16 protein-coding genes are annotated in these 19830 nt (G+C 63.8%); 10 read left to right on the top strand and 6 right to left on the bottom strand.

Going from position 1 to position 19830, the window contains the following annotated elements:
- The first annotated feature begins 8 nt into the window (after positions 1-8).
- From ybiB to AC097A_RS06990, 6 genes are all read left to right on the top strand, one after another.
- Positions 9-914 (top strand): DNA-binding protein YbiB, encoded by a 906-nt coding sequence (gene ybiB / locus AC097A_RS07015; RefSeq protein WP_479620288.1) that lies wholly within the window; start codon positions 9-11, stop codon positions 912-914.
- Entirely contained in the window at positions 911-1699 is a 789-nt protein-coding gene (cobA, locus tag AC097A_RS07010; protein WP_479620287.1) for a uroporphyrinogen-III C-methyltransferase, read from the top strand. The genes ybiB and cobA overlap by 4 nt, the downstream gene beginning before the upstream one ends.
- Positions 1700-1746: 47 nt before the next feature.
- A complete protein-coding gene (locus AC097A_RS07005; RefSeq protein ID WP_479620286.1) occupies positions 1747-2466 on the top strand; it encodes a methyl-accepting chemotaxis protein in 720 nt (239 codons plus the stop codon).
- 166 nt (positions 2467-2632) lie between these two features.
- Entirely contained in the window at positions 2633-3871 is a 1239-nt protein-coding gene (locus AC097A_RS07000) for a BaiN/RdsA family NAD(P)/FAD-dependent oxidoreductase (protein ID WP_479620285.1), read from the top strand.
- Between the two features lie 227 nt (positions 3872-4098).
- The gene (gene rpsU / locus AC097A_RS06995) at positions 4099-4311 is read left to right on the top strand and encodes a 30S ribosomal protein S21 (RefSeq protein ID WP_105262375.1); all 213 of its coding nucleotides are present in this window, start codon (positions 4099-4101) and stop codon (positions 4309-4311) included.
- A gap of 118 nt (positions 4312-4429) precedes the next feature.
- Positions 4430-4876, top strand: coding sequence for a GatB/YqeY domain-containing protein (locus AC097A_RS06990; protein WP_105262374.1), 447 nt, complete (start codon positions 4430-4432; stop codon positions 4874-4876).
- A 9-nt stretch (positions 4877-4885) separates the two neighbouring features.
- Here AC097A_RS06990 and AC097A_RS06985 read toward each other — a convergent pair whose 3' ends face one another.
- Positions 4886-5683, bottom strand: a complete 798-nt coding sequence (locus tag AC097A_RS06985) for a DUF4399 domain-containing protein (RefSeq protein WP_479620284.1) — start codon at positions 5681-5683, stop codon at positions 4886-4888.
- Between the two features lie 10 nt (positions 5684-5693).
- A complete protein-coding gene (pmbA, locus tag AC097A_RS06980) occupies positions 5694-7115 on the bottom strand; it encodes a metalloprotease PmbA (protein WP_479620283.1) in 1422 nt (473 codons plus the stop codon).
- Between the two features lie 23 nt (positions 7116-7138).
- On the opposite strand from pmbA, the gene yjgA reads away from it, so the two are divergent.
- Both yjgA and mog read left to right on the top strand, forming a co-directional pair.
- Positions 7139-7801 carry a ribosome biogenesis factor YjgA gene (gene yjgA / locus AC097A_RS06975; protein ID WP_315848537.1) on the top strand — a complete coding sequence of 221 codons (663 nt, stop codon included), beginning with the start codon at positions 7139-7141 and terminating at the stop codon, positions 7799-7801.
- Between the two features lie 83 nt (positions 7802-7884).
- Positions 7885-8481 carry a molybdopterin adenylyltransferase gene (gene mog / locus AC097A_RS06970; RefSeq protein ID WP_315848536.1) on the top strand — a complete coding sequence of 199 codons (597 nt, stop codon included), beginning with the start codon at positions 7885-7887 and terminating at the stop codon, positions 8479-8481.
- Positions 8482-8519: 38 nt separating this feature from the next.
- On the opposite strand, the gene cysE is transcribed toward mog, so the two are convergent.
- Both cysE and AC097A_RS06960 read right to left on the bottom strand, forming a co-directional pair.
- On the bottom strand, positions 8520-9293 hold the full coding sequence (gene cysE / locus AC097A_RS06965; RefSeq protein WP_315495604.1) for a serine O-acetyltransferase: 774 nt from the start codon (positions 9291-9293) through the stop codon (positions 8520-8522).
- Between the two features lie 10 nt (positions 9294-9303).
- Positions 9304-10134, bottom strand: a complete 831-nt coding sequence (locus tag AC097A_RS06960) for an RNA methyltransferase (protein WP_479620282.1) — start codon at positions 10132-10134, stop codon at positions 9304-9306.
- A 141-nt stretch (positions 10135-10275) separates the two neighbouring features.
- Here AC097A_RS06960 and AC097A_RS06955 point away from each other — a divergent pair, with 141 nt between their 5' ends.
- A complete protein-coding gene (locus AC097A_RS06955) occupies positions 10276-11184 on the top strand; it encodes an inositol monophosphatase family protein (protein ID WP_479620281.1) in 909 nt (302 codons plus the stop codon).
- Here the strand turns inward: AC097A_RS06955 and AC097A_RS06950 are convergent, their stop codons facing one another.
- Together AC097A_RS06950 and AC097A_RS06945 are read right to left on the bottom strand one after the other, a co-directional pair.
- Entirely contained in the window at positions 11185-14166 is a 2982-nt protein-coding gene (locus AC097A_RS06950) for an EAL domain-containing protein (RefSeq protein WP_479620280.1), read from the bottom strand. It lies immediately after the preceding gene.
- On the bottom strand, positions 14163-17090 hold the full coding sequence (locus tag AC097A_RS06945; RefSeq protein WP_479620279.1) for a sensor domain-containing protein: 2928 nt from the start codon (positions 17088-17090) through the stop codon (positions 14163-14165). Before AC097A_RS06945 ends, AC097A_RS06950 begins: the two co-directional genes overlap by 4 nt.
- Positions 17091-17211: 121 nt before the next feature.
- Between AC097A_RS06945 and mutS the strand changes: the two genes are divergently transcribed.
- On the top strand, positions 17212-19809 hold the full coding sequence (gene mutS / locus AC097A_RS06940; protein ID WP_479620278.1) for a DNA mismatch repair protein MutS: 2598 nt from the start codon (positions 17212-17214) through the stop codon (positions 19807-19809).
- Positions 19810-19830 lie beyond the last annotated feature (21 nt).

The following is a 19830-nucleotide window of genomic DNA, read 5'->3' as shown; positions in this document are numbered from 1 at the left end:
ATCGCCCCATGGCTATTGGCAACTACATCAAGGAAATCGGGCGCGGCAAAGACGGCGCCCGTGCACTCACCCGCGAACAGGCGGACGATCTGTTCGGCCAGGTGCTGGACGGCAGCGTGACCGACCTGGAGGTCGGCGCCTTCTGCCTGGCCATGCGCATCAAGGGCGAGACGGCCGAAGAGATGGCCGGCTTTCTGGATGCCACCCGCCGCCGCATGGCCTTGCTGCCCGCCAGCACCCTGCCCACGGTGGTGATTCCCAGCTACAACGGTGCGCGCAAGCTGCCCCTGCTCACGCCGCTGCTGGCCTTGCTGCTGGCGCGCGAGGGCCTGCCCGTGCTGATCCACGGCGCGGCCACCGAGGACCGCCGTGTTTTTGTGTCAAAAGTGCTCGAAGCCCTCGATATACCTGCGCAAGAAGCTATCAAATCCATAGCACCTGGCAGCGTGGCCTTTGCGCCCACGGCCCTGCTCAGCCCCGGCCTGCAGCGCCTGCTGGACGTGCGCCGTGTGGTCAATCTGCGCAACCCGGCGCACAGCCTGGTCAAGCTCATGAACCCGGTGAACGGCCCCGCCCTCCTTGTGAGCAGCTACACCCACCCCGAGTACGCCATCTCCATGGCCGACACCTTTGCGCTGATGCAGGCCAACGCCTTGCTGATCCGCGGCACCGAAGGCGAGTCGGTGGCCGATCCGCGCCGCACGCCCAAGATGCAAGCCTTTCTGCGCGGCCAGGCCACCGACCTGCAGGCCTACCAGGCCGGCTCGCTGACCGAACTGCCCGAACTCCCCAGCGCCATTGACGCTGCCAGCACCGCGGCCTACATTGGGTCTGTGCTGGCCGGCAGCCAGGCCGTTCCAGCCCCCATTGCCCACCAGGTGGCGCACATTTTGCAACTGCACCGCAGCCTATGACACACGATCTTTCCAGCACCCTTAGCAGCGGCCACGTCACCTTGGTCGGCGCCGGCCCGGGCGACCCGGAGTTGCTCACACTCAAGGCGCTCAAGGCCATCCAGCAGGCCACCGTGCTGCTGGTGGATGACCTGGTGAACGACGCCATCGTGGCGCACGCCAACCCGGCTGCCCGCGTGGTGCATGTGGGCAAGCGCGGTGGCTGCAAGTCCACACCACAGTCCTTCATCGAACGCCTCATGATCACCGCCGCCCAAGAGGGCGAGAACGTGGTGCGCCTCAAGGGTGGCGACCCCTTCATCTTTGGCCGCGGTGGCGAAGAGGTGGAGCACCTGCAAGCCGCGGGCATTCGCGTCTCGGTCATCAACGGCATCACCGCCGGCCTGGCCGCCGTCACCTCGCTCAACGTACCGCTTACACACCGCGAGCATGCACATGGTGTGGTGTTTGTCACCGGCCACGCCAAGCCCGGCGACAAGGGCACCGACTGGCCCGCCCTGGCCACTGCGGCCAAGCAGGCCAAGCTCACACTGGTGATCTACATGGGCGTGAGTGGTGCGGCCGACATTGAAGCCGGCCTGCTGCAAGGCCTGCCCGCCGACACGCCGGTGGCCATCATCCAGAACGCGAGCCTGCCCACGCAGCGCCACGCGGCATGCACCCTGCAGGCCCTGCAAGCCACCATCCGCCGCGAGCACCTGGCCAGCCCCAGCGTGATCGTGGTGGGCGATGTGGTGCTGGGTCTGCAAGCCGCCGTGCAAACGAGTCACAGCAAGGCGGCATAACGGCATCGTTTTTGCATGGTGTGACTCCACCGCGAAAGGAGTTCACCATGTTCATGCCTACCCCCGTCCAGAACCCCTCTCCCCCTCGCACGTCCCTGCAGACGCAGCCCTTGGCCAGGCTCGCCGTAGCGGCCGCGACACCCCCCATTTCCGACCTGAACCTTGCCGCACGCCAGCGCATGCTGTCGCAACGTGTCGTCATGCAAACCCTGCTGGCCGCCGGCGGTGATGCACGCCAGCTCAGTGCGGCACGCACCACCTTCCAGCTGTTTTGCGACAGCCATGCACGGCTTCTGGGCACCATGTCGCACTACGACACGCCCAGCGCTGCACGCCTGCACGCGGTGTACGAAGGCCCGCAGGGCGTGAACGCCACGATCCAGGCTTTTATGGAGCTGATGCGCAGCGCGCTGGACCACATCGCTCGGCAGTCGCCACGTATACAGCCGGTGCTCGAAGCCATTGTGGACACCACCGACTCCGTGCTCGAAGCACTGAACGCGGCGACCAATGTGTTCGACGCCGTAACCAAGGCCAAGGCCGATCTGCTGTTCAAGGAGCTCACCGGCATCGTTTCCGACATCCACACCATCGCCCGCGAAGCCAAGGTGGTGAGCTTCAACGCCCAGGTGATGGCCGCACGCGCGGGCCAGCAAGGGCGCGAATTTGCCGTGGTGGCCACGGTGCTCTCGGGCATCAGCACCGAGATTGACGGGCTGTCGCGCAAGGCGATTGATTTGGCAGACCGGAACCGGCAGCACGCCTGACGGGGTCGCGACCCACTGAGTCCGCTCTTCTCCGGCTAGGTCGCAGCGCGCCGGTGCCCACAGCCCGGCGCTCATGGCGCCCTGCTGGTCGCAAAATCGCGCCGAACTGCGGGCACCGGCGCGCTGCGACTGGGGCGTACAAGACTGCTCCTCTACACTGCGGCCTATGCACAGTTTTGACGTGGTGATCGTGGGTGCCGGGGCTGCCGGCTTGTTTTGCGCCGGGGTGGCGGGCCAGTTGGGCCTCAAGGTGCTGGTGATCGACCACAGCGAGAAGGTGGCCGAAAAAATCCGTATCTCGGGTGGCGGGCGCAGCAACTTCACCAATGTAGATGTCACCGCCGCCAACTTCCTGAGTGAGAACCCGCGCTTTGCCAAATCGGCGCTGTCGCGTTACACACCAGCCGACTTCATTGCGCTGGTGAAGAAGCACAACATCGCCTTCCACGAAAAGCACAAGGGCCAGCTGTTTTGCGACCGTTCGGCCGAAGACCTGATCGACATGCTGCTGGCCGAATGCGCCGGCGGCGGCGTGGAGCGCTGGCAGCCCTGCAGTGTTAAAAATATAAGGTTTTTGGCCTCTAGCCCACATGGCGCATGCGCCAGCAGCTATGAAATTGAGAGCGACCGCGGGACCATCCACTGCGGCGCAGTCGTTATCGCCACGGGTGGCCTGTCCATTCCCAAAATCGGCGCCACCGACTTTGGCTACCGCGTGGCCAAGCAGTTCGACCTGCCTGTGGTCGCGCCCCGCCCTGCGCTGGTACCGCTGACCTTTGACGAAGCCGCCTGGGCCCCGTTTGCCCAGCTCTCAGGCCTATCGCTGCCGGTGGACATTGCCACCGGGGCCAAGAAGGCCAGCATGGCCTTTCGCGAGGACCTGCTGTTCACCCACCGGGGCCTCAGTGGCCCGGGTGTGCTGCAAATCTCGAGCTACTGGGCCGAAGGCACGCCGATTCGCCTGAACCTGGCGCCCGGCACCGACTTGTCGAAGCACCTGAGCGAAGCCAAGACTACCTCGCGCAAGCGCATTGCCAACGAGCTGGCCGGCCTGGTGCCCAGCCGCCTGGCCGATACCTGGGTGGAGCAAGGCAAAACCTGGGGCCACGACTGGCAGCGCCCGGTCAACGAGGCCAGCGACAAGGCCCTGAACGCCCTGGCCGAGCACCTGAGCCGCTGGGAACTCACGCCCACCGGCACCGAGGGCTACCGCAAGGCCGAGGTAACGGCCGGCGGCGTGGACACCAAGGTGCTGTCCAGCCAGACCCTGGAAAGCCACCAACCGGGCCTGTTTTTCATTGGCGAAGTGGTCGATGTGACGGGCTGGCTGGGCGGTTACAACTTCCAGTGGGCCTGGGCAAGTGCATTTGCTTGCGCAAAAGCACTTGCCGAGCGGCGGCAATAAGGCCCCCACGCTCCACCGCTGCGCGGGTCGCTGCCCCCCCAAGGGGGTCAATTCGGCCCCAGACAGGGCTTGGCAGCGCGCATTAACGCGTTATAATCGCGGGCTATTCTGGCAGTCTCCCCATCGGCCAATACTAGTTATAGATGGGGAAATACCGCTGAACGTGGCATGTGGGTCTCGATCTCCCCCCATGACTGGCGACAGCACATTTTGGAATTCATTACGTAATGACAACGATCCGTGTAAAAGAAAACGAGCCCTTTGACGTCGCCCTGCGTCGCTTCAAGCGCACTATCGAAAAATTGGGTTTGCTGACCGACTTGCGCGCCCGCGAGTTCTATGAAAAGCCCACTGCTGAGCGCAAGCGCAAGAAGGCAGCCGCCGTCAAGCGCAACTACAAGCGCATTCGCAGCATGCAGCTCCCCAAGAAACTGTTCTAAGTTTCTGGCCCATGAAGCTGTACGCAGCTTCTGGCCACAAAAAGCTCGCCTGGGGACGCTCCGGCGGGCTTTTTTCATTCTGTAGCCTCACTCTCATCCCCTCTCAGGAAGCACTGTTATGTCACTCAAAGACCAGATCACCGAAGACATGAAGACCGCCATGCGCGCCAAGGACAGCGAGCGCCTGGGCACCATCCGCCTGCTGCTGGCTGCGTGCAAGCAAAAAGAAGTGGACGAACGTGTGGAGCTGGACGATGCGATGGTGGTCGCCATCGTGGACAAGCTGATCAAGCAGCGCAAGGACAGCATCGAAGCCTTTGTCAAGGCCGAGCGCCAAGAGCTGGCCGACAAGGAAGCATCTGAGATGAAGGTGCTGCAGGCCTACCTGCCCCAACGCATGTCTGCCGACGAAGTGCTGGCGGAAGTGAAAGCCATCGTGGCCGAGCTGGGCGCTACCGGACCCGGCGATATGGGCAAGGTCATGGGCGTGGTGAAAACCCGCCTGGCCGGCAAGGCCGAAATGGGCACCGTGTCGGCCGCGGTCAAGACCGCGCTGGCTGGCTAATTTGCCCGACTAGGGCTGGACCCGCACCGCCGTGGGCGCGGCGCTGGCCAGTACCTGTTTGGGGTTCAGGTTGTCCAGAAACTCCAGCTTGAGGGTGTAGTCCCCCACGGGTGGGGCCAACCAGGCCTCGGTCTGGCCTTCCACAAAATCCATTTCCGCCACGGCACCGGCCTTGCTGACGACCGTGAGCTTGAAGTGGCCCGTGTCTTTTTCCTGCTGCACTGCATGGGCCACATTCAGGCCCGAGGCATGGAACTGGACGCGAAAAGGCGTTTTCACTTCGGCGCCCGATACTTGGATGGCAATACCTTGGGCAACAAGTGCCTTGGGATCCGTCGCATTTTTCTTCGTCACCGTGACCTTGAGCGGCTTGCTGTAAACAAAGTGCGGCAGGTGTTTATCGTCCGCCAGCAACATACGCAGCGTGTAGGTGCCGGGTGCCAGTGTCAGCACAGCCTCCATCTGGCCTTTGCCAAAGTGGATGTACTGTTCGTTGAAGGGCAAGGCTGCCTTGAAATCCAGCGGCAAATCCCGGTTCACCAGCAGGTGGTGATGGCCGCTTTTGCCGCCCAGGGGTTTGGCAATGGGCGCCAGGCCCCAGCCGCCCGACAAACCGAATTTCAGCAAAAAAGGCGTTTCAATGCGGTCGCCCGACTTCAGGTTGGTGAAATAGGCCTCTGCCGTACCAGCAGGCATCGGTGCCTGCCAAGGATGAAGCACACGTGCGGGAGTGGCTGGCGCTGGTGTTTGCGCACGGGCGCTGACGGCCAACACGACAAGGCACATCAGGCTTACAAAAGTACGCATACAAGCTCCTTCAGCTTCCCGCCACTTTCATGCGGTTGATCAGCACGGAACCCACGGTTTTGGCACCGTAGTTGTACGTATCGGCTCCCACCGCCTCGATGCCCTTGAGCATGTCCTTCATATTGCCTGCGATGGTGATTTCGTGCACCGGAAAAGCGATGCGGCCCTTCTCGACCCAGAAGCCACTTGCGCCACGCGAGTAGTCACCCGTCACGTAGTTCACACCCTGACCCATCAGTTCGGTCACCAGCAGGCCGGTGCCCAGTTTCTGCAACATCGCGTCCAGGTCGTCCCCGGCCTTGGTCAGGCGCGAGGTGAAGGTCAGGTTGTGCGAACCGCCCGAATTGCCGGTGGTGCGCATGCCCAGTTTGCGGGCCGAATAACTACTCAAAAAGTAACCTTGCACGCGGCCGGCATCCACCACCTTACGGGCTTTCACCCGCACGCCTTCGTCATCGAACGGCGAGCTGCCCTTGCCGCGCAGCACAAACGGGTCTTCCTGGATATCAATGTGTTTGGGCAGCACCTGTTTGCCCAGTGAATCGAGCAAAAACGTGCTCTTGCGGTACAGCGCACCGCCGCTCACGGCCTGCACAAACGCCCCCACCAGCCCGGCCGCCAGCGGCGATTCGAACAACACGGGACATTCCACCGTGGCAATTTTGCGGGCCTTGAGGCGGCTCAGCGCACGCTCAGCGGCGTAACGCCCTACGGCCTGGGGCGAAGCCAGTTCGTCAGCAGAACGCATGGAGCTGTACCAGGCGTCGCGCTGCATGTCGCGGCCTTTGCCCGCAATCGGCGACACCGACAACGAGTGGCGCGAGGAAGCGTAACCACCGCGAAAACCACGCGTGTGGGCGCTGAAGAAATGCGATTGCTGGGCCGATACGGCCGCACCTTCGCTATTGGTGATGCGTTTGCTCACGCCCAGGGCAGCGGCTTCACATTCCAGGGCCAGTTGGGCAGCTTCTTCGCTGGTCACGGCCCAGGGGAAGAACAAATCGAGGCTACGGCCACGCTCGGCCACGGGCACGATGTCATCGGCGTCGGGCAGGCTGGCAAACGGGTCTTCTGCGGTAAAACGGGCAATGTCGTAGGCCGCGCGCACGGTTTGCTCAATCGCCGCGTCCGAAAAGTCGGAGGTGCTGGCATTGCCGCGGCGGTTGCCCACATACACGGTCACGCCCAGCGATTTGTCGCGGTTGCGCTCCACGTTTTCCAGCTCGCCATTGCGCACGGACACGCTCAGCCCACAGCCTTCCGACACTTCGGCGCCCGCGTCCGTCGCACCCAGTTTTTTGGCCTGGGCCAGTGCGGCGTCCACGCGCGACTCGAAAAAGTCACGGGTGTAGGCAAAGCCGCTATCGGCCGGTTTGGCCTTCAAAGAGGGAGATGGGGAGGTGCGCCCAGAGGCGGAGGTGGGTTTCTTCATGGCGACGGCTATGATACTTGGCTATGTCACGCAAACTAAAAAAAGGCTATTACGTCAAGGGCCAGTTCGTCGCCGAAGGCAGCGCACTGGACTTGGAGTACAAGCGCGAACTCAAGGGCACGGATGAGCCGACCCGCACCGACCTCAAAAAGGAAAGCACCGAGCTGCAAAAGCTGGGCGAAGACCTGTTGACGTTGCGCACCGAACTCATGACCAAGTTGGAACTGCCCGACAAACTGGTGGAAGGCGTGGCGGAAGCCAAACGCATCACCAACTTCGAAGGCAAACGCCGCCAGATGCAGTTCATCGGCAAGCTGATGCGCAAACTGGAGCCGTCCAAATGGGACGAGATCCGTGCCGCGCTGGAAGAACAGCACATGCCGTCGGCCAAAGAGACTTTGGTGCTGCACCAAGCCGAACAATGGCGCGACCGCCTGATTGCCGACGACGATGCCGTGGGCCAGTGGATCACGCTGAGCCCCGCCACCGACAGCCAGAACCTGCGCGCCCTGGTACGCCAGGCCCGCAAAGACGCCAAGCCCGAGAAACCCGGCGAGGCCTTGCGCCATGGCCGCGCCTACCGCGATATTTTCCAGCTGGTGCGCGAAGCGCTGCTGGCCCATGCGGAGGGCCCCGCAGCCGATGACACCGACGATGGGGCGGACTACGACGGGGACGAGGCGTGAGTGGGTCGGGGATGAGTGCCGCCGGGCCGTCCCAAGGCGCGAAGGCCCCCTCGGGGGGCAGCGCAGCACACGCAGTGGCAAGCGTGGGGGCATCATTTGAGCCGGTGCGCATTGGCATCGTCTCCATCAGCGACCGCGCCTCCAGCGGTGTTTATGAAGACAAGGGCCTGCCGGCCCTGCAGGACTGGCTAGGGCGTGCACTGCACAACCCCATCCAGTTCGAAGCCCGGCTGATTGCCGACGAACAAACAACCATTGAAGACACGCTGATCGCGCTGACCGATGCCGGCTGCGCGCTGGTGCTGACCACCGGTGGCACCGGCCCTGCCCTGCGCGATGTGACGCCCGAAGCCACGCTGGCGGTGGCCGACAAGGAAATGCCAGGTTTTGGCGAACAGATGCGCGCCATCAGCCTGCACTTTGTGCCCACGGCCATCCTGTCGCGCCAGGTGGCGGTGATCCGCAAGCAGACGCTGATCATCAACCTGCCGGGCCAGCCCAAGGCGATTGCGGAAACACTGGAAGGTCTGAAGGACGCAGATGGCAAACAGATCGTGCCCGGCATCTTTGCCGCCGTGCCCTACTGTGTGGACCTGATTGGCGGGCCCTACCTGGAAACCGTGGACGCGGTCTGCAAGGGCTTCCGCCCCAAAAGTGCGGTGCGCCCCGAGCGCGGCTGAAACCGCACAGCCGTAAAAAAGGCCCCTCGGGGCCTTTTTTACTTTCCAATGAGCTGGTTGAGTTTCTCCGCCTCAAAACACTCTTTGCGCGAGGCATCGCTGGGCACACAGTCACCCTCTGCACCGCGGGCGGACAGTTGCTCGATAGCCTTCCACAGCAGCGCAATCTGGTGGTCCTGGCCGGAAGCACTGTCCACTAAGCCACGCAGTGCCTGGCTCACCGGGTCGTCTTCCTGGGTGATGCCGTAGGCGGTGAACTTGCGGTCGGCCGTGGTCACGTCGGCACTCACCCCGGCTTTGCTGGGCAGAATGCGCGCCGGAATGCCCACCGCCGTGGCGCCCGCTGGCACAGGCTTGACAACCACGGCATTGCTGCCGATCTTGGCGCCATCACCCACCTCAAAACCGCCCAGCACCTTGGCGCCAGCACTCACCACCACATCCTTGCCCAGCGTGGGGTGGCGTTTGGCGCCTTTGTACAGGCTGGTGCCACCCAGGGTCACGCCCTGGTAGATCGTGCAACCGTCGCCAATCTCGGCGGTTTCGCCCACCACGGTGCCCATGGCGTGGTCGAAGAACACGCGCTCGCCCAGCTTGGCGCCGGGGTGGATTTCAATGCCGGTAAAAAAACGCGACAGGTGCGAGATAAAGCGCCCCAGCCACTTGAGGCCGTGCGTCCAGCACCAATGCGCCACCCGGTGCACCACCACCGCATGCAGGCCCGGATAACAGGTGATGACCTCCCAAGTGGTACGGGCGGCCGGGTCCCGGTCGAGGATGCATTGGATGTCGGAGCGGATGCGGGAAAACATGCGAAAGAGTCTACCCGTTCAAGTCTGCTTTGCCGTCTATCGCCACCAAACCCGCACCCTTGGCAGGTGCTTGCCCGCTTTGCTGGAGGATGGCCTTGGCAATGCCGCGCAGGATGTGGATTTCCTCTTGCGTGACCTGGGCACGGTTGAACAGTGCATTCAGGCGCGGCATGAGTTTTTTGGGTGCGGCGGGGTCCAGAAAGCCCAGCGCCACCAGCGACTGCTCCAAATGCGTGAGCATGCCGCTGACCTGCGCTGCGTCGGCAAGCGCGCTCGGTGCGGCGGCCACGTCCACGCCGAAGCCCCCCAAGGCCAGTCGCCACTCGTAGGCGATCACCTGTAGCGCCGCGCCGATGTTCAGCGAACCGAACTGCGGGTTGCTGGGGATGGAGAGGCAGACATGGCAGCGGTACACGTCTTCATTCCGCATGCCAAAACGCTCGGAGCCAAACAGGAAGCCTACGCCGGATTGGGTGGATTTTGATGCCAAATCGCCCTCTAGCCCAGGTGGGTACTGCGCAAGCAGCTCACCTTTTGATAGCGCGGCAAAGTGCTCACGCGGCGTGGTGGTGGGCGGGCCGAAGTCGCGCGGTGTCATCGCCGTGGCGCACAGGTGGCTGATGCCGTCCAATGCCTCGTCCAGCGTGTCCACGATGCGGCACTTGGCCAACACATCCAGTGCCCCGCTGGCGCGCTGGATGGTTTCCTCGCGGCGCAGCACGTTGGCCCAGCGTGGCGCCACCAGCACCAGGTCGTCAAAACCCATGGTTTTCATGGCGCGGGCGGCGGCTCCCACATTGCCGGCGTGGCTGGTGTTGATCAGGATGAAGCGGGTTTGCATGCAGAAAATGGGGGCAAAAGAGGCAGGTTACGGGTGATAAACGCCCGCTAGGGTGCGCAACCAAGGCCCTGCCGTTAAAATACGCCTATTGTCGCCGCCTGCATCGCCAGCCGGTCCTCCCAGTTCTTCCCCCAACAATCTATGACGCTCAATCTGCACCCCATGGTCAATGTGGCCATCAAGGCCGCCCGCACTGCCGGAAATATCATCAACCGCGCGGCGCTGGACATCGAATCCGTACGCGTTTCGCAAAAAAAGGCCAACGACTTCGTTACCGAAGTGGACCATGCGGCAGAACAAGCGATCATTGAAACCCTGCTGACGGCCTACCCCGGCCACGGCATCTGGGCCGAAGAATCCGGCAAGGAACACGGCGCCAAAGACTCCGAATTCGTCTGGATCATCGATCCGCTGGACGGCACCACCAACTTCATCCACGGCCTGCCCGTGTACTGCGTGAGCATCGCGCTGGCCGTCAAAGGCAAGATCGAGCAAGCCGTGGTGTACGACCCCAGTCGCAACGACCTGTTCACCGCCACCAAGGGCCGTGGTGCTTACCTCAACGACCGCCGCCTGCGTGTGTCCAAGCGCACCCAGCTCAACGAGGCGCTGATTTCCACCGGTTTTCCGTTCCGCCCCGGTGACAACTTCAACCAATACCTGCAGATGATGGGTGACGTGATGCAGCGCACCGCCGGCCTGCGCCGCCCAGGCTCCGCCGCACTGGACTTGGCCTATGTGGCCGCGGGTTACACCGAAGGCTTCTTTGAGCTGGGCCTGCAGCCCTGGGACGTGGCAGCGGGCTCCCTGCTGGTGACCGAGGCCGGCGGCCTGGTGGGCAACTTCACGGGTGAGGCCGAGTTTTTGGAACAGAATGAAATCCTGGCCGGCAGCCCCCGCATCTATGGCCAGATGGTCAGCATCCTGGGCAAGTACAGCAAGTTCGCCCCCGCCGGTGAAAAAGCAGCCTTGCGCCAAGCAGCGGCGGCCCAGACCGAGGCGGCTACTGCGGCCGATGACAACGGCTCCGTAGGCGACGCGTTGCTGTAATCAGATCTCCCACAGGGGCGGCAATGCGGCTTCCGCCGCCTCGGGTGACAGCAGCAACTGCGCAACCGGCACCGGGCGGCCAAACAAATAGCCCTGAAACAGGGTGCAGCCATTGTCCAACAGGAAATCGCGCTGCCCTTCGGTTTCCACCCCTTCCGCCACCACACTGAACCCCAGGCTCTTGCCCAGCGCCAGCACGGTGCGGGCAATGGCCGCGTCGTTGGGGTCGGTCAACACGTCGCGCACAAAGGACTGGTCGATCTTGAGTTGCTGCAGTGGCAGCAGCTTGAGGTACGACAAGGACGAATAACCGGTGCCAAAGTCGTCCAGCGCAAAACCCACTCCGGCAGCCTGCAGGGCAGTCATTTTCAGGATCGCATCCTGCGTATCGCTGAGCAGCAGGCTCTCGGTCAGCTCCAGCTTCAGGCGTTGCGGGTTGGCGCCGGTTTTGTGCACCAGGTCCAGCACCTGCTGGGCAAAATCGGGGTGACGGAACTGGCGTGCGCTCACATTCACTGCCACCGTGAGCGCCTCGGTCTCCACCTGCTGTGCCCACAGGGCCAACTGCCGGCATGCCATCTCTAACACCCAGGCGCCCAGCGGAATGATGAGCCCGGTCTGCTCCGCCACCGGAATGAACTCCATGGGGGACACCAACCCGCGCTGCGGGTGTTGCCAGCGCACCAGTGCCTCGGCACCTACCATGCGGCGCGCAGCGTCCACCACGGGTTGGTAGTACACCACCAGCTCCTGGCGCTGCAAGCCATGGCGCAGGTCCAGCTCCAGCGCGGTGCGCTGGGCCACCAGCGCCTGCATGGCCGGGTCAAAAAAGCGCATGGTGTTGCGCCCCGCGGCCTTGGCCTCGTACAGTGCCAGATCGGCCTGCTTGAGCAGCTCGTCCACCGTCTGATGCTGCTGCGCAAACAGGGTGATGCCGATGCTGGGCGTGCTGTGGTGCTCTGCCGCACCCAGCACATAGGACTGGTTCAGGCTGCTAATCACTTTTTTGCCCACCAGCTCCACATGGGCGCTGGCCTGGGCCGGGTCGGCGTCCAGGCTGTGCAGCATCACCACAAACTCATCCCCCCCCAAACGCGCCACGGTGTCAGTCCCGCGCACGCAGGCCAGCAGGCGCTGTGCCACCTGCTGCAGCAGCAAATCCCCCACATCGTGGCCCCGTGTGTCATTGAGGTCCTTGAAGTTGTCCAGGTCAATGAACAGCAGGGCGCCATGCAAACCATCGCGGGCAGCCAGCGCCAGAGCCTGTTGCAGGCGATCGATCAGCAAGCGGCGGTTGGGAAGGCCGGTCAACACATCGTAGAAGGCCAGGCGTTCGATCTTTTCTTCCGCCAGCTTGCGTGCGGTGATGTCGCGGCCCACACCGCGGTAGCCCCTAAACTGGCCTTGGACATCCACAAACGGTGCCCCGCTGACAGACACCCAGTAGGGTTTGCCCTGCGAATCCAGATCGCACAACTCCAGTTCGCGAAACACCTGGCGGTCCTGCAAGATCTGCCGGTGCGCCTCCCAGTCGGCCTCGTTAAAGTTCAGCGCCCCCAGCTCCCACCGGGTCTTGCCCATGCGGTACAGCTGTGACTTACCCGCCAAATTGCCATCAAAACGTACGAAACGAAATTGCGCATCCTGCTCCCAGTACCAATCGGAGGACAGCTCGGTCAGTGCGCGAAAGCGGGACTCGCTTTCCATCAGCGTGGCCTGGGAGGCCTTGATGGCCGTGATGTCGGTCACCGAGCCGTAGGCAATGTGGTGACCCGAAGGCTCCCAGATGGTGATGGCCTTGCCGAACAGCGAGCGCACCGTGCCGTCAGGGCGGTGCACGCGAAACTCGTGGGCCCAAGTAGCGCCGTGTTCGGCCGTGTCGTTCATAGAGGCCACCATGGCGGGCAGATCGTCCGGGTACACGCAGCGAAACACCCTGCGGGGGTCGGACCGGGCTTCCTGGGCCGTGACACCAAACAACGCCTCACAGGCATCGCTCACAAACGTGAACTCGCCATGTGTGGGGCTGTGGCGTACAAACTGGAACACCATCTCGGGCAGGCGGCTGGTCAGGCGCTGGATCATCTCCAGTCGCTCCTGCAGGGCCTCCTTGGCACGTGCCTCTTCCGAAAAATCCTGCACCACCCCAAAGTCGACAAAAGATCCGTCATCGTGGTGCTGGCGGCGCATGCGGGTGCGCAACCACTGCACCACACCAATCCGGTTGAGCCAGCGGTACTCCAGCTCGCTGCCGTCCATGCGCTCGCGCGCTTGCAAAAAAGCCGGCCGGTCGTCCGGGTGGATGTGCTGGCGCGCCGACTCAAAGGTCATGCCCGGCTGCCATGGCAGATCTGCCAGCGCATACAGCCCTTTGGACCAGACCGGCCGGCTCGCGCCCTGTGGCACCGTCCAGTGGCCGACCCGGGCCAGGCGCTCCGTCAGTTCAAACAACTCCAGCTGTCCGCGCAACTCCTGATTGGCCTGCTGCAGGGCCCGCTCACTCACCTGCACCGCCTCCTGGGCCTGGCGCTGCAGCGTGATGTCGTGCAGGTAGACCACCACATGCAACTCCCCCGCCAGGCTCAGGCGGGTGCCCTCCATCTGGAATAGGACCTGGCGCCCGTCCGGGGTGGTGAAGGGGACCTCCACCTGGTGCTTGCCCCGCAGCTCCGCGGCGCGGGCAAAGGCCGCGTCGCGCGCCGCAGCGTTGGGCCAGAAGCCCAGCTCCAGTGCCGTTTTCCCCACGGCATCTGCCCAGCGGTAACCGGTGACCTGCTCCCAATGCGCGTTCACATCCACAAAACAGCCATCGCTCATGCGTGTCAATGAAATCGCGGCCGGGCTGCGCACAAACAGCGCGTCCAGCATGTCGTACTGTCGGCGCGCCCCCGATTCCGCAGAGGCCAGGGCGTCCTCCAGCCGTGCAATCTCCTGTGCACACTCGGCAGCCGTGCGCTGCGCCCAGTCAAACCCTGCACTCATGGCGCGGGCAGCTCCAGCTGTTCCACCGGCACCGGCCGACCAAAGAAATATCCCTGAAAGGCCTTGCAGCCGTTGCGCAGCAAAAAGTCCCGCTGGCCTGCAGTTTCCACGCCCTCGGCCACCACGCCCAAGTCCAGGCTGCGCGCCAGGTTGAGGATGGTGCGCGCAATGGCCGCGTCGTTGGGGTCGGTCAACACATCGCGCACAAACGACTGGTCAATCTTGAGCTGGTCCAGCGGCAGGCGCTTGAGGTAGGCCAGCGACGAGTAGCCGGTGCCAAAGTCGTCTAGCGAGAAACCCACACCAATGGAGCGCAGCTCGCTCATCTTGACGATCACCTCGTCAAAGTCGGACAGCAGCAGGCTCTCGGTCAGCTCCAGCTTGAGCCGGTAGGGGTTGGCCCCCGAAAGGCGTAGCAGGCTCAAGATGTGGTTGGAAAAATCGGGGTGTTTGAACTGGCGTGCACTCACGTTGACGGCCATGGTCAGGCGCTGGGTGTGGGGCTTGGCACTCCAGGCCACCAGCTGCGCACAGGCCGCCTCCAGCACCCACTGGCCCAGCGGCAAGATCAGCCCGGTCTGCTCCGCCACGGGGATGAACTCTCCCGGCGGCACCAGCCCGCGCTCGGGGTGCTTCCAGCGCAGCAGGGCCTCCACCCCGGTGGTGTGGCCCTGGTCGTCCACCACGGGCTGGTAATACAGCATGAACTCGTTGCGCAGCAGGCCTTGGCGGAGGTCGGCCTCGATGGCGGCCCGGGCCGAGGCGGCAGCCTGCATCTCGGGGTCAAAAAAGCGCAGGGTGTTGCGCCCCGCGGCCTTGGCCTGGTACATGGCCAGGTCGGCACGTTTGAGCAGCTCGTCCACCGTGTGGGTGTGCTGGTAAAACAGCGTGACGCCAATGCTGGGCGAGCTGTGCAACTGGTGGCTGCCCAGCGCGAACTGCTGGTTCAGGGCTTGCAGGATTTTTTTGGACACCATCTCGGCCTGGCTGGCCGCCTCGGTGTCCACCGCACCCAGCTCTTCGAGCATGACCACAAACTCGTCCCCGCCCAAGCGGGCGACGGTGTCCACATCCCGCACACATTCCTGCAAGCGCGCGGCCACCTGCTTGAGCAGCAGGTCCCCCATGTGGTGGCCCAAGGTGTCGTTGAGGATTTTGAAATTGTCCAGGTCAATGAACAGCAGGGCACCGTGGTGGCCATGGCGTGCGCTGGCAGCCACGGCATGCTCCAGCCGGTCGATCAGCATGCGCCGGTTGGGCAGGCTGGTCAGCGCATCGAAGAAGGCCAGGCGTTCGATTTCGGCCTCGGCCTGCTTGCGCGCAGAAATGTCACGCCCGGTACCCCGGTAGCCGCAGAACACACCCTCAGCATCAAAGATGGGCGCACCACTGATGGCCGCCCACATGTAAGTGCCGTCTTTCAGGATGCGCTGCATCTCGAAGTCATGGAAGGTCTCGTGCGCCTGCAACTGCGCCTTGTGCGCCGCCCATTGCATCGGGCTCACGCCCAGGGCGCCGGACTCCCAGCGCGTCTTGCCGATGGCCGCGTCCGAGGCCAGCTTGGCGCTACTCAAGCCATTGCCGTCAATACGGACAAAGCGAAAGTCCGCATCCTGCTCCCAATACCAGTCGGAGGACAGGGCCGACAGGCTGCGGAAACGCTCCTCACTGACCTGCAAGCGGGCCAGCGCCTCTTTCTGGGCCGTGATGTCGGTGATGGAACCACAGAACAACACCGACCCATCAGGCTGAAACTCAGGCAAGGAGTTGCCCAGCATCCAGCGATCCGCCTCGCCGGGCTTGCCCACGCGGAATTCGCAGCGCCAGGGCTGCACCGCGCCCATGGCTGCCCAGGTGCTCTTGATGACCAGGCGCATGTCTTCAGGGTGGATGCACTGGAACACGGACACCGGATCGGCATAGGCCTGCTCGGGCGTCACGCCATAAATCTGCTGCACACCCGCACTGACAAAGGGAAACACATACTTCCCGTCAGGCCACATCTGGTACTCGTAGACCAACCCCGGCGCACGGCTGGTGATCTTGTGGATGAAGGCCAGCTGGTTCTCCAGGTTCTGTCGCACCCGATGCTCGTCGGTGAACTCCTGGATCACCCCCATCTCGGCCTGGATCACACCGTCCTTCATTTGGCGGTAAAAACGCGCACGCACCCAGATCAGCTGCCCATCGGACCGGCGCCAGCGGTACTCCACCACCTCACCATCCATGCGTTGCAGCGCCTGTTCCACCTGGGCCCGGTCCTCGGCTTGCAGGCTCTGGATAAGCTGCCCGCGTTGCAACAGGGTCTGGGTATCCATGCCGCCAATGTGGGCAGCTCCGCGCGATATCTGCAAGTCCGGTGAGTCGGGGTAGGCCACCCAGTGGCCTACCTTGGCCAAGGACTCGGTCAGCTCGTAGAGCTTGACCTGGCGGTTGAGCTTGTCATTGGCCTGCTCCAGCGCCTGTTCCCCTGCGCGCAGGGCTTCATGGGCAAGGCGCTCGGCAGTGACATCGCGCAGGTACAACAGGATGTAGGCCTCGCCCTGCTCGTGCACCAGCGCCGCGTTCATGCGCACCACACGGGGGTTACGGTCTTTCATGACCAGGGTGACATCGGTATCCACCACACGCCCGCCCTCGTGCAAGGGAGCAAACACGCGCTTGCGCGCTTGCGGGTCCAGCCAGTGGCCCATGTCCACCGCCGTCCGGCCCAGTGCCTCAGCACGGGAATAACCAGTCAGGTGCAGCCACTCGGTGTTGACCTCCACCAGCACATCGTCGCGCTCCCGTATCAGGGCAATCGCTTCCGGGCTGCGGTCAAAAATGGTTTTGAACACCCCATCGGTCACGCCCCAAGCCGCCCCAGGCACCGCGGGCTGCGCGCCGGGCAAGGCCGACTGGGGCTGTTCGGGTGAAGGCAACACGGGCAAAGGGGCTAGCCAGAGTGAAGGGTGTTTCCATCATAGAGCCTCAAAGCGGTGCCCGCCACGCTGGGCAACCCCTAGTGGACCCGGCCGGACCAGTGAAGTTGATAGACTTCTTGGGATGAGCGAACCGGCCCCTCCCCACACCCCCATGATGATCCAGTACCTGGGCCTCAAAGCCCAGTACCCCGGCACCCTGCTGTTCTACCGCATGGGGGATTTTTACGAGATGTTTTATGCCGATGCCGAGAAGGCTGCGCGGCTGCTGGACATCACACTGACGCAGCGCGGCCAGTCCGCCGGCCAGCCCGTGGTGATGGCCGGCGTGCCCTTTCACGCGATGGAGGGCTACCTGGCCAAATTGATCCGCCATGGCGAGTCCGTGGCCATCTGCGAGCAGACCGGTGAAGTGGGCGTGAACAAGGGCCCGGTGGAACGCAAGGTGGTGCGCGTCGTCACCCCCGGCACGCTGACCGATGCGGAGCTGCTGAACGAAAAATCCGAATCCATTTTGATGGCCGTGCACCAGGGCCCGCGCAACCGCTGCGGCCTGGCTTGGTTGTCGGTCACCCAGGGTGTGGTGTTTTTGGCTGAATGTGCGCCCGATGAAGTGAACGGCTGGATCACCCGCGTGGCGCCCAGCGAGCTGACCTACAGCGCGGGCTGCACCACCAGTTTTGAAGACAAACTCAAGCGCCTGCGATCCACCAGCCACGCGCTGTACCTGACGGCCCGGCCCGAGTGGCAGTTTGACAGCGCACTGGGCCAGCGCAAGCTGCTGGACGCGCTGCAAGCCGCCAGCCTCAGTAGCTGGAACGCGCAAGACCTGCCCCTGGCCCATGCCGCCAGCGCCGCGCTGCTGGGCTATGCCGAGCACACGCAAGGCCGAGCGCTGACCCACATCCACAGCGTGCAGGTGCAGCGCAACGACGCGCTCATCGACCTGCCCACCACCACCCGCCGCAACCTGGAACTGGTGCAGACCCTGCGCGGCGAGGACAGCCCCACGCTCTTCAGCCTGCTGGACACCTGCATGACCGGCATGGGCAGCCGCATGCTCAAAAGCTGGCTGCTGGAACCCCAGCGCGACCGCACGGAGGCCCAGCACCGGCTGCAGGCGATTGGAGTTTTACGCAACAACCTATGGCAAACACTGCGCGGGCAGCTCAAGGGCTGTGCCGATGTGGAGCGCATCACCGCCCGCACCGCGCTGCGCCAGGTGCGCCCACGCGAACTCGTGGCACTGGTGGTGACGCTACAAAAAACAGAGCTGCTCGCGCAACATCTACGGGGGCTAGAGGGCTATTTGGCTCATATTTCAGAGCATTTGCTGCCGCCGGGCGATGCCACCGCCCTGCTGGCCCGCGCGATTGACCCCGAGCCCGCGGCGCTGGTGCGCGACGGTGGTGTGATTGCCGGCGGCTTTGACGCCGACCTGGACGAGCTGCGCGCCATCCAGACCAACTGTGATGCGTTTTTGCTGGACCTGGAAGTGCGCGAAAAGGCCCGTACCGGCATTGCCAATTTGCGCGTGCAGTTCAACAAGGTGCACGGCTTCTACATCGAGGTCACCACCGGCCAGGTGGACAAGGTGCCCGACGACTACCGCCGCCGCCAGACTCTGAAGAACGCCGAGCGCTTCATCACGCCCGAACTCAAGGCCTTTGAAGACAAGGCCCTGAGCGCGCAGGAGCGCGCGCTGGCGCGTGAGAAGTATTTGTTCGAGCAGGTGCTGGACCAGTTGCAGGCCCACATTCCACAGCTGACACGCGTGGCCCGTGCATTGGCCGCGCTGGACGCGCTGTGCGCACTGACCGAACGCGCGCTGACGCTGGACTGGAACCCACCGCAGTTTGTGGCCGAGCCCTGCATCGACATCGAAGCCGGCCGCCACCCGGTGGTGCAGGCGCGGCTGGCAGAACTCTCCAGCGGTAACTTCATTGCCAACGACTCCCGCCTCGGCGCCCGCCAGCGCATGCAGATCATCACCGGCCCCAACATGGGCGGTAAGTCCACCTATATGCGCCAGGTCGCCATCATCGTGCTGCTGGCCAGCATGGGGAGTTATGTACCCGCCAAGGCTTGCCGCCTGGGGCCCATCGATGCCATCCACACCCGCATTGGTGCGGCGGATGACCTTGCCAACGCCCAGTCCACATTCATGCTGGAGATGACCGAGGCCGCGCAGATTCTGCACAGCGCCACGCCGCACAGCCTGGTGCTGATGGACGAAATTGGCCGCGGCACCAGCACCTTTGACGGTCTGGCCCTGGCCAGTGCCATTGCCACCCAGCTGCATGACAAAACCCAGGCCTTCACGCTGTTTGCTACGCATTACTTTGAGCTGACCGAGTTCCCGGCCACCCACCATGCCGCCATGAACGTGCACGTGAGCGCGGCCGAGGCAGGGCGCGACATCGTGTTCTTGCACGCCATCGAACCCGGCCCGGCCAGCCGCAGCTACGGGATTCAGGTGGCCCGCCTGGCCGGCATGCCCGCTGCGGTGGTGAACCAGGCCCGCCACACGCTGGAGGCACTGGAGACCCAGGCCACGGCATCGCAGGCCCAGGTGGACCTGTTTGCGGCACCGCCTGCTATCGAAATAGAAGCTAGCAGCGCAGTAGAGACGGCGCTTGCAGGCATTAATCCTGATGCATTGAGCCCGCGGGAGGCCATGGAGGCGCTGTACCAGTTGAAGGCGCTGGCGGCCCAAGGCTAGCCCCACCCCCGATACACTCTC

The sequence above is a fragment of the Rhodoferax sp. XS2R6 genome, from assembly GCF_056521365.1.
This window is presented reverse-complemented; position numbering and strand designations above follow the sequence as displayed.

What these genes read in the sequence shown, in the direction of transcription:
- mutS (WP_479620278.1), top strand. Translation starts at nt 17,212, where the DNA reads ATGAGCGAACCGGCCCCTCCCCACACCCCCATGATGATCCAGTACCTG.
- rpsU (WP_105262375.1), top strand. Translation starts at nt 4,099, where the DNA reads ATGACAACGATCCGTGTAAAAGAAAACGAGCCCTTTGACGTCGCCCTG.
- AC097A_RS06955 (WP_479620281.1), top strand. Translation starts at nt 10,276, where the DNA reads ATGACGCTCAATCTGCACCCCATGGTCAATGTGGCCATCAAGGCCGCC.
- AC097A_RS06990 (WP_105262374.1), top strand. Translation starts at nt 4,430, where the DNA reads ATGTCACTCAAAGACCAGATCACCGAAGACATGAAGACCGCCATGCGC.
- pmbA (WP_479620283.1), bottom strand. Translation starts at nt 7,115, where the DNA reads ATGAAGAAACCCACCTCCGCCTCTGGGCGCACCTCCCCATCTCCCTCT.
- AC097A_RS06960 (WP_479620282.1), bottom strand. Translation starts at nt 10,134, where the DNA reads ATGCAAACCCGCTTCATCCTGATCAACACCAGCCACGCCGGCAATGTG.
- ybiB (WP_479620288.1), top strand. Translation starts at nt 9, where the DNA reads ATGGCTATTGGCAACTACATCAAGGAAATCGGGCGCGGCAAAGACGGC.
- AC097A_RS07000 (WP_479620285.1), top strand. Translation starts at nt 2,633, where the DNA reads ATGCACAGTTTTGACGTGGTGATCGTGGGTGCCGGGGCTGCCGGCTTG.
- cobA (WP_479620287.1), top strand. Translation starts at nt 911, where the DNA reads ATGACACACGATCTTTCCAGCACCCTTAGCAGCGGCCACGTCACCTTG.
- yjgA (WP_315848537.1), top strand. Translation starts at nt 7,139, where the DNA reads ATGTCACGCAAACTAAAAAAAGGCTATTACGTCAAGGGCCAGTTCGTC.
- AC097A_RS06985 (WP_479620284.1), bottom strand. Translation starts at nt 5,683, where the DNA reads ATGCGTACTTTTGTAAGCCTGATGTGCCTTGTCGTGTTGGCCGTCAGC.
- AC097A_RS06950 (WP_479620280.1), bottom strand. Translation starts at nt 14,166, where the DNA reads ATGAGTGCAGGGTTTGACTGGGCGCAGCGCACGGCTGCCGAGTGTGCA.
- AC097A_RS07005 (WP_479620286.1), top strand. Translation starts at nt 1,747, where the DNA reads ATGTTCATGCCTACCCCCGTCCAGAACCCCTCTCCCCCTCGCACGTCC.
- cysE (WP_315495604.1), bottom strand. Translation starts at nt 9,293, where the DNA reads ATGTTTTCCCGCATCCGCTCCGACATCCAATGCATCCTCGACCGGGAC.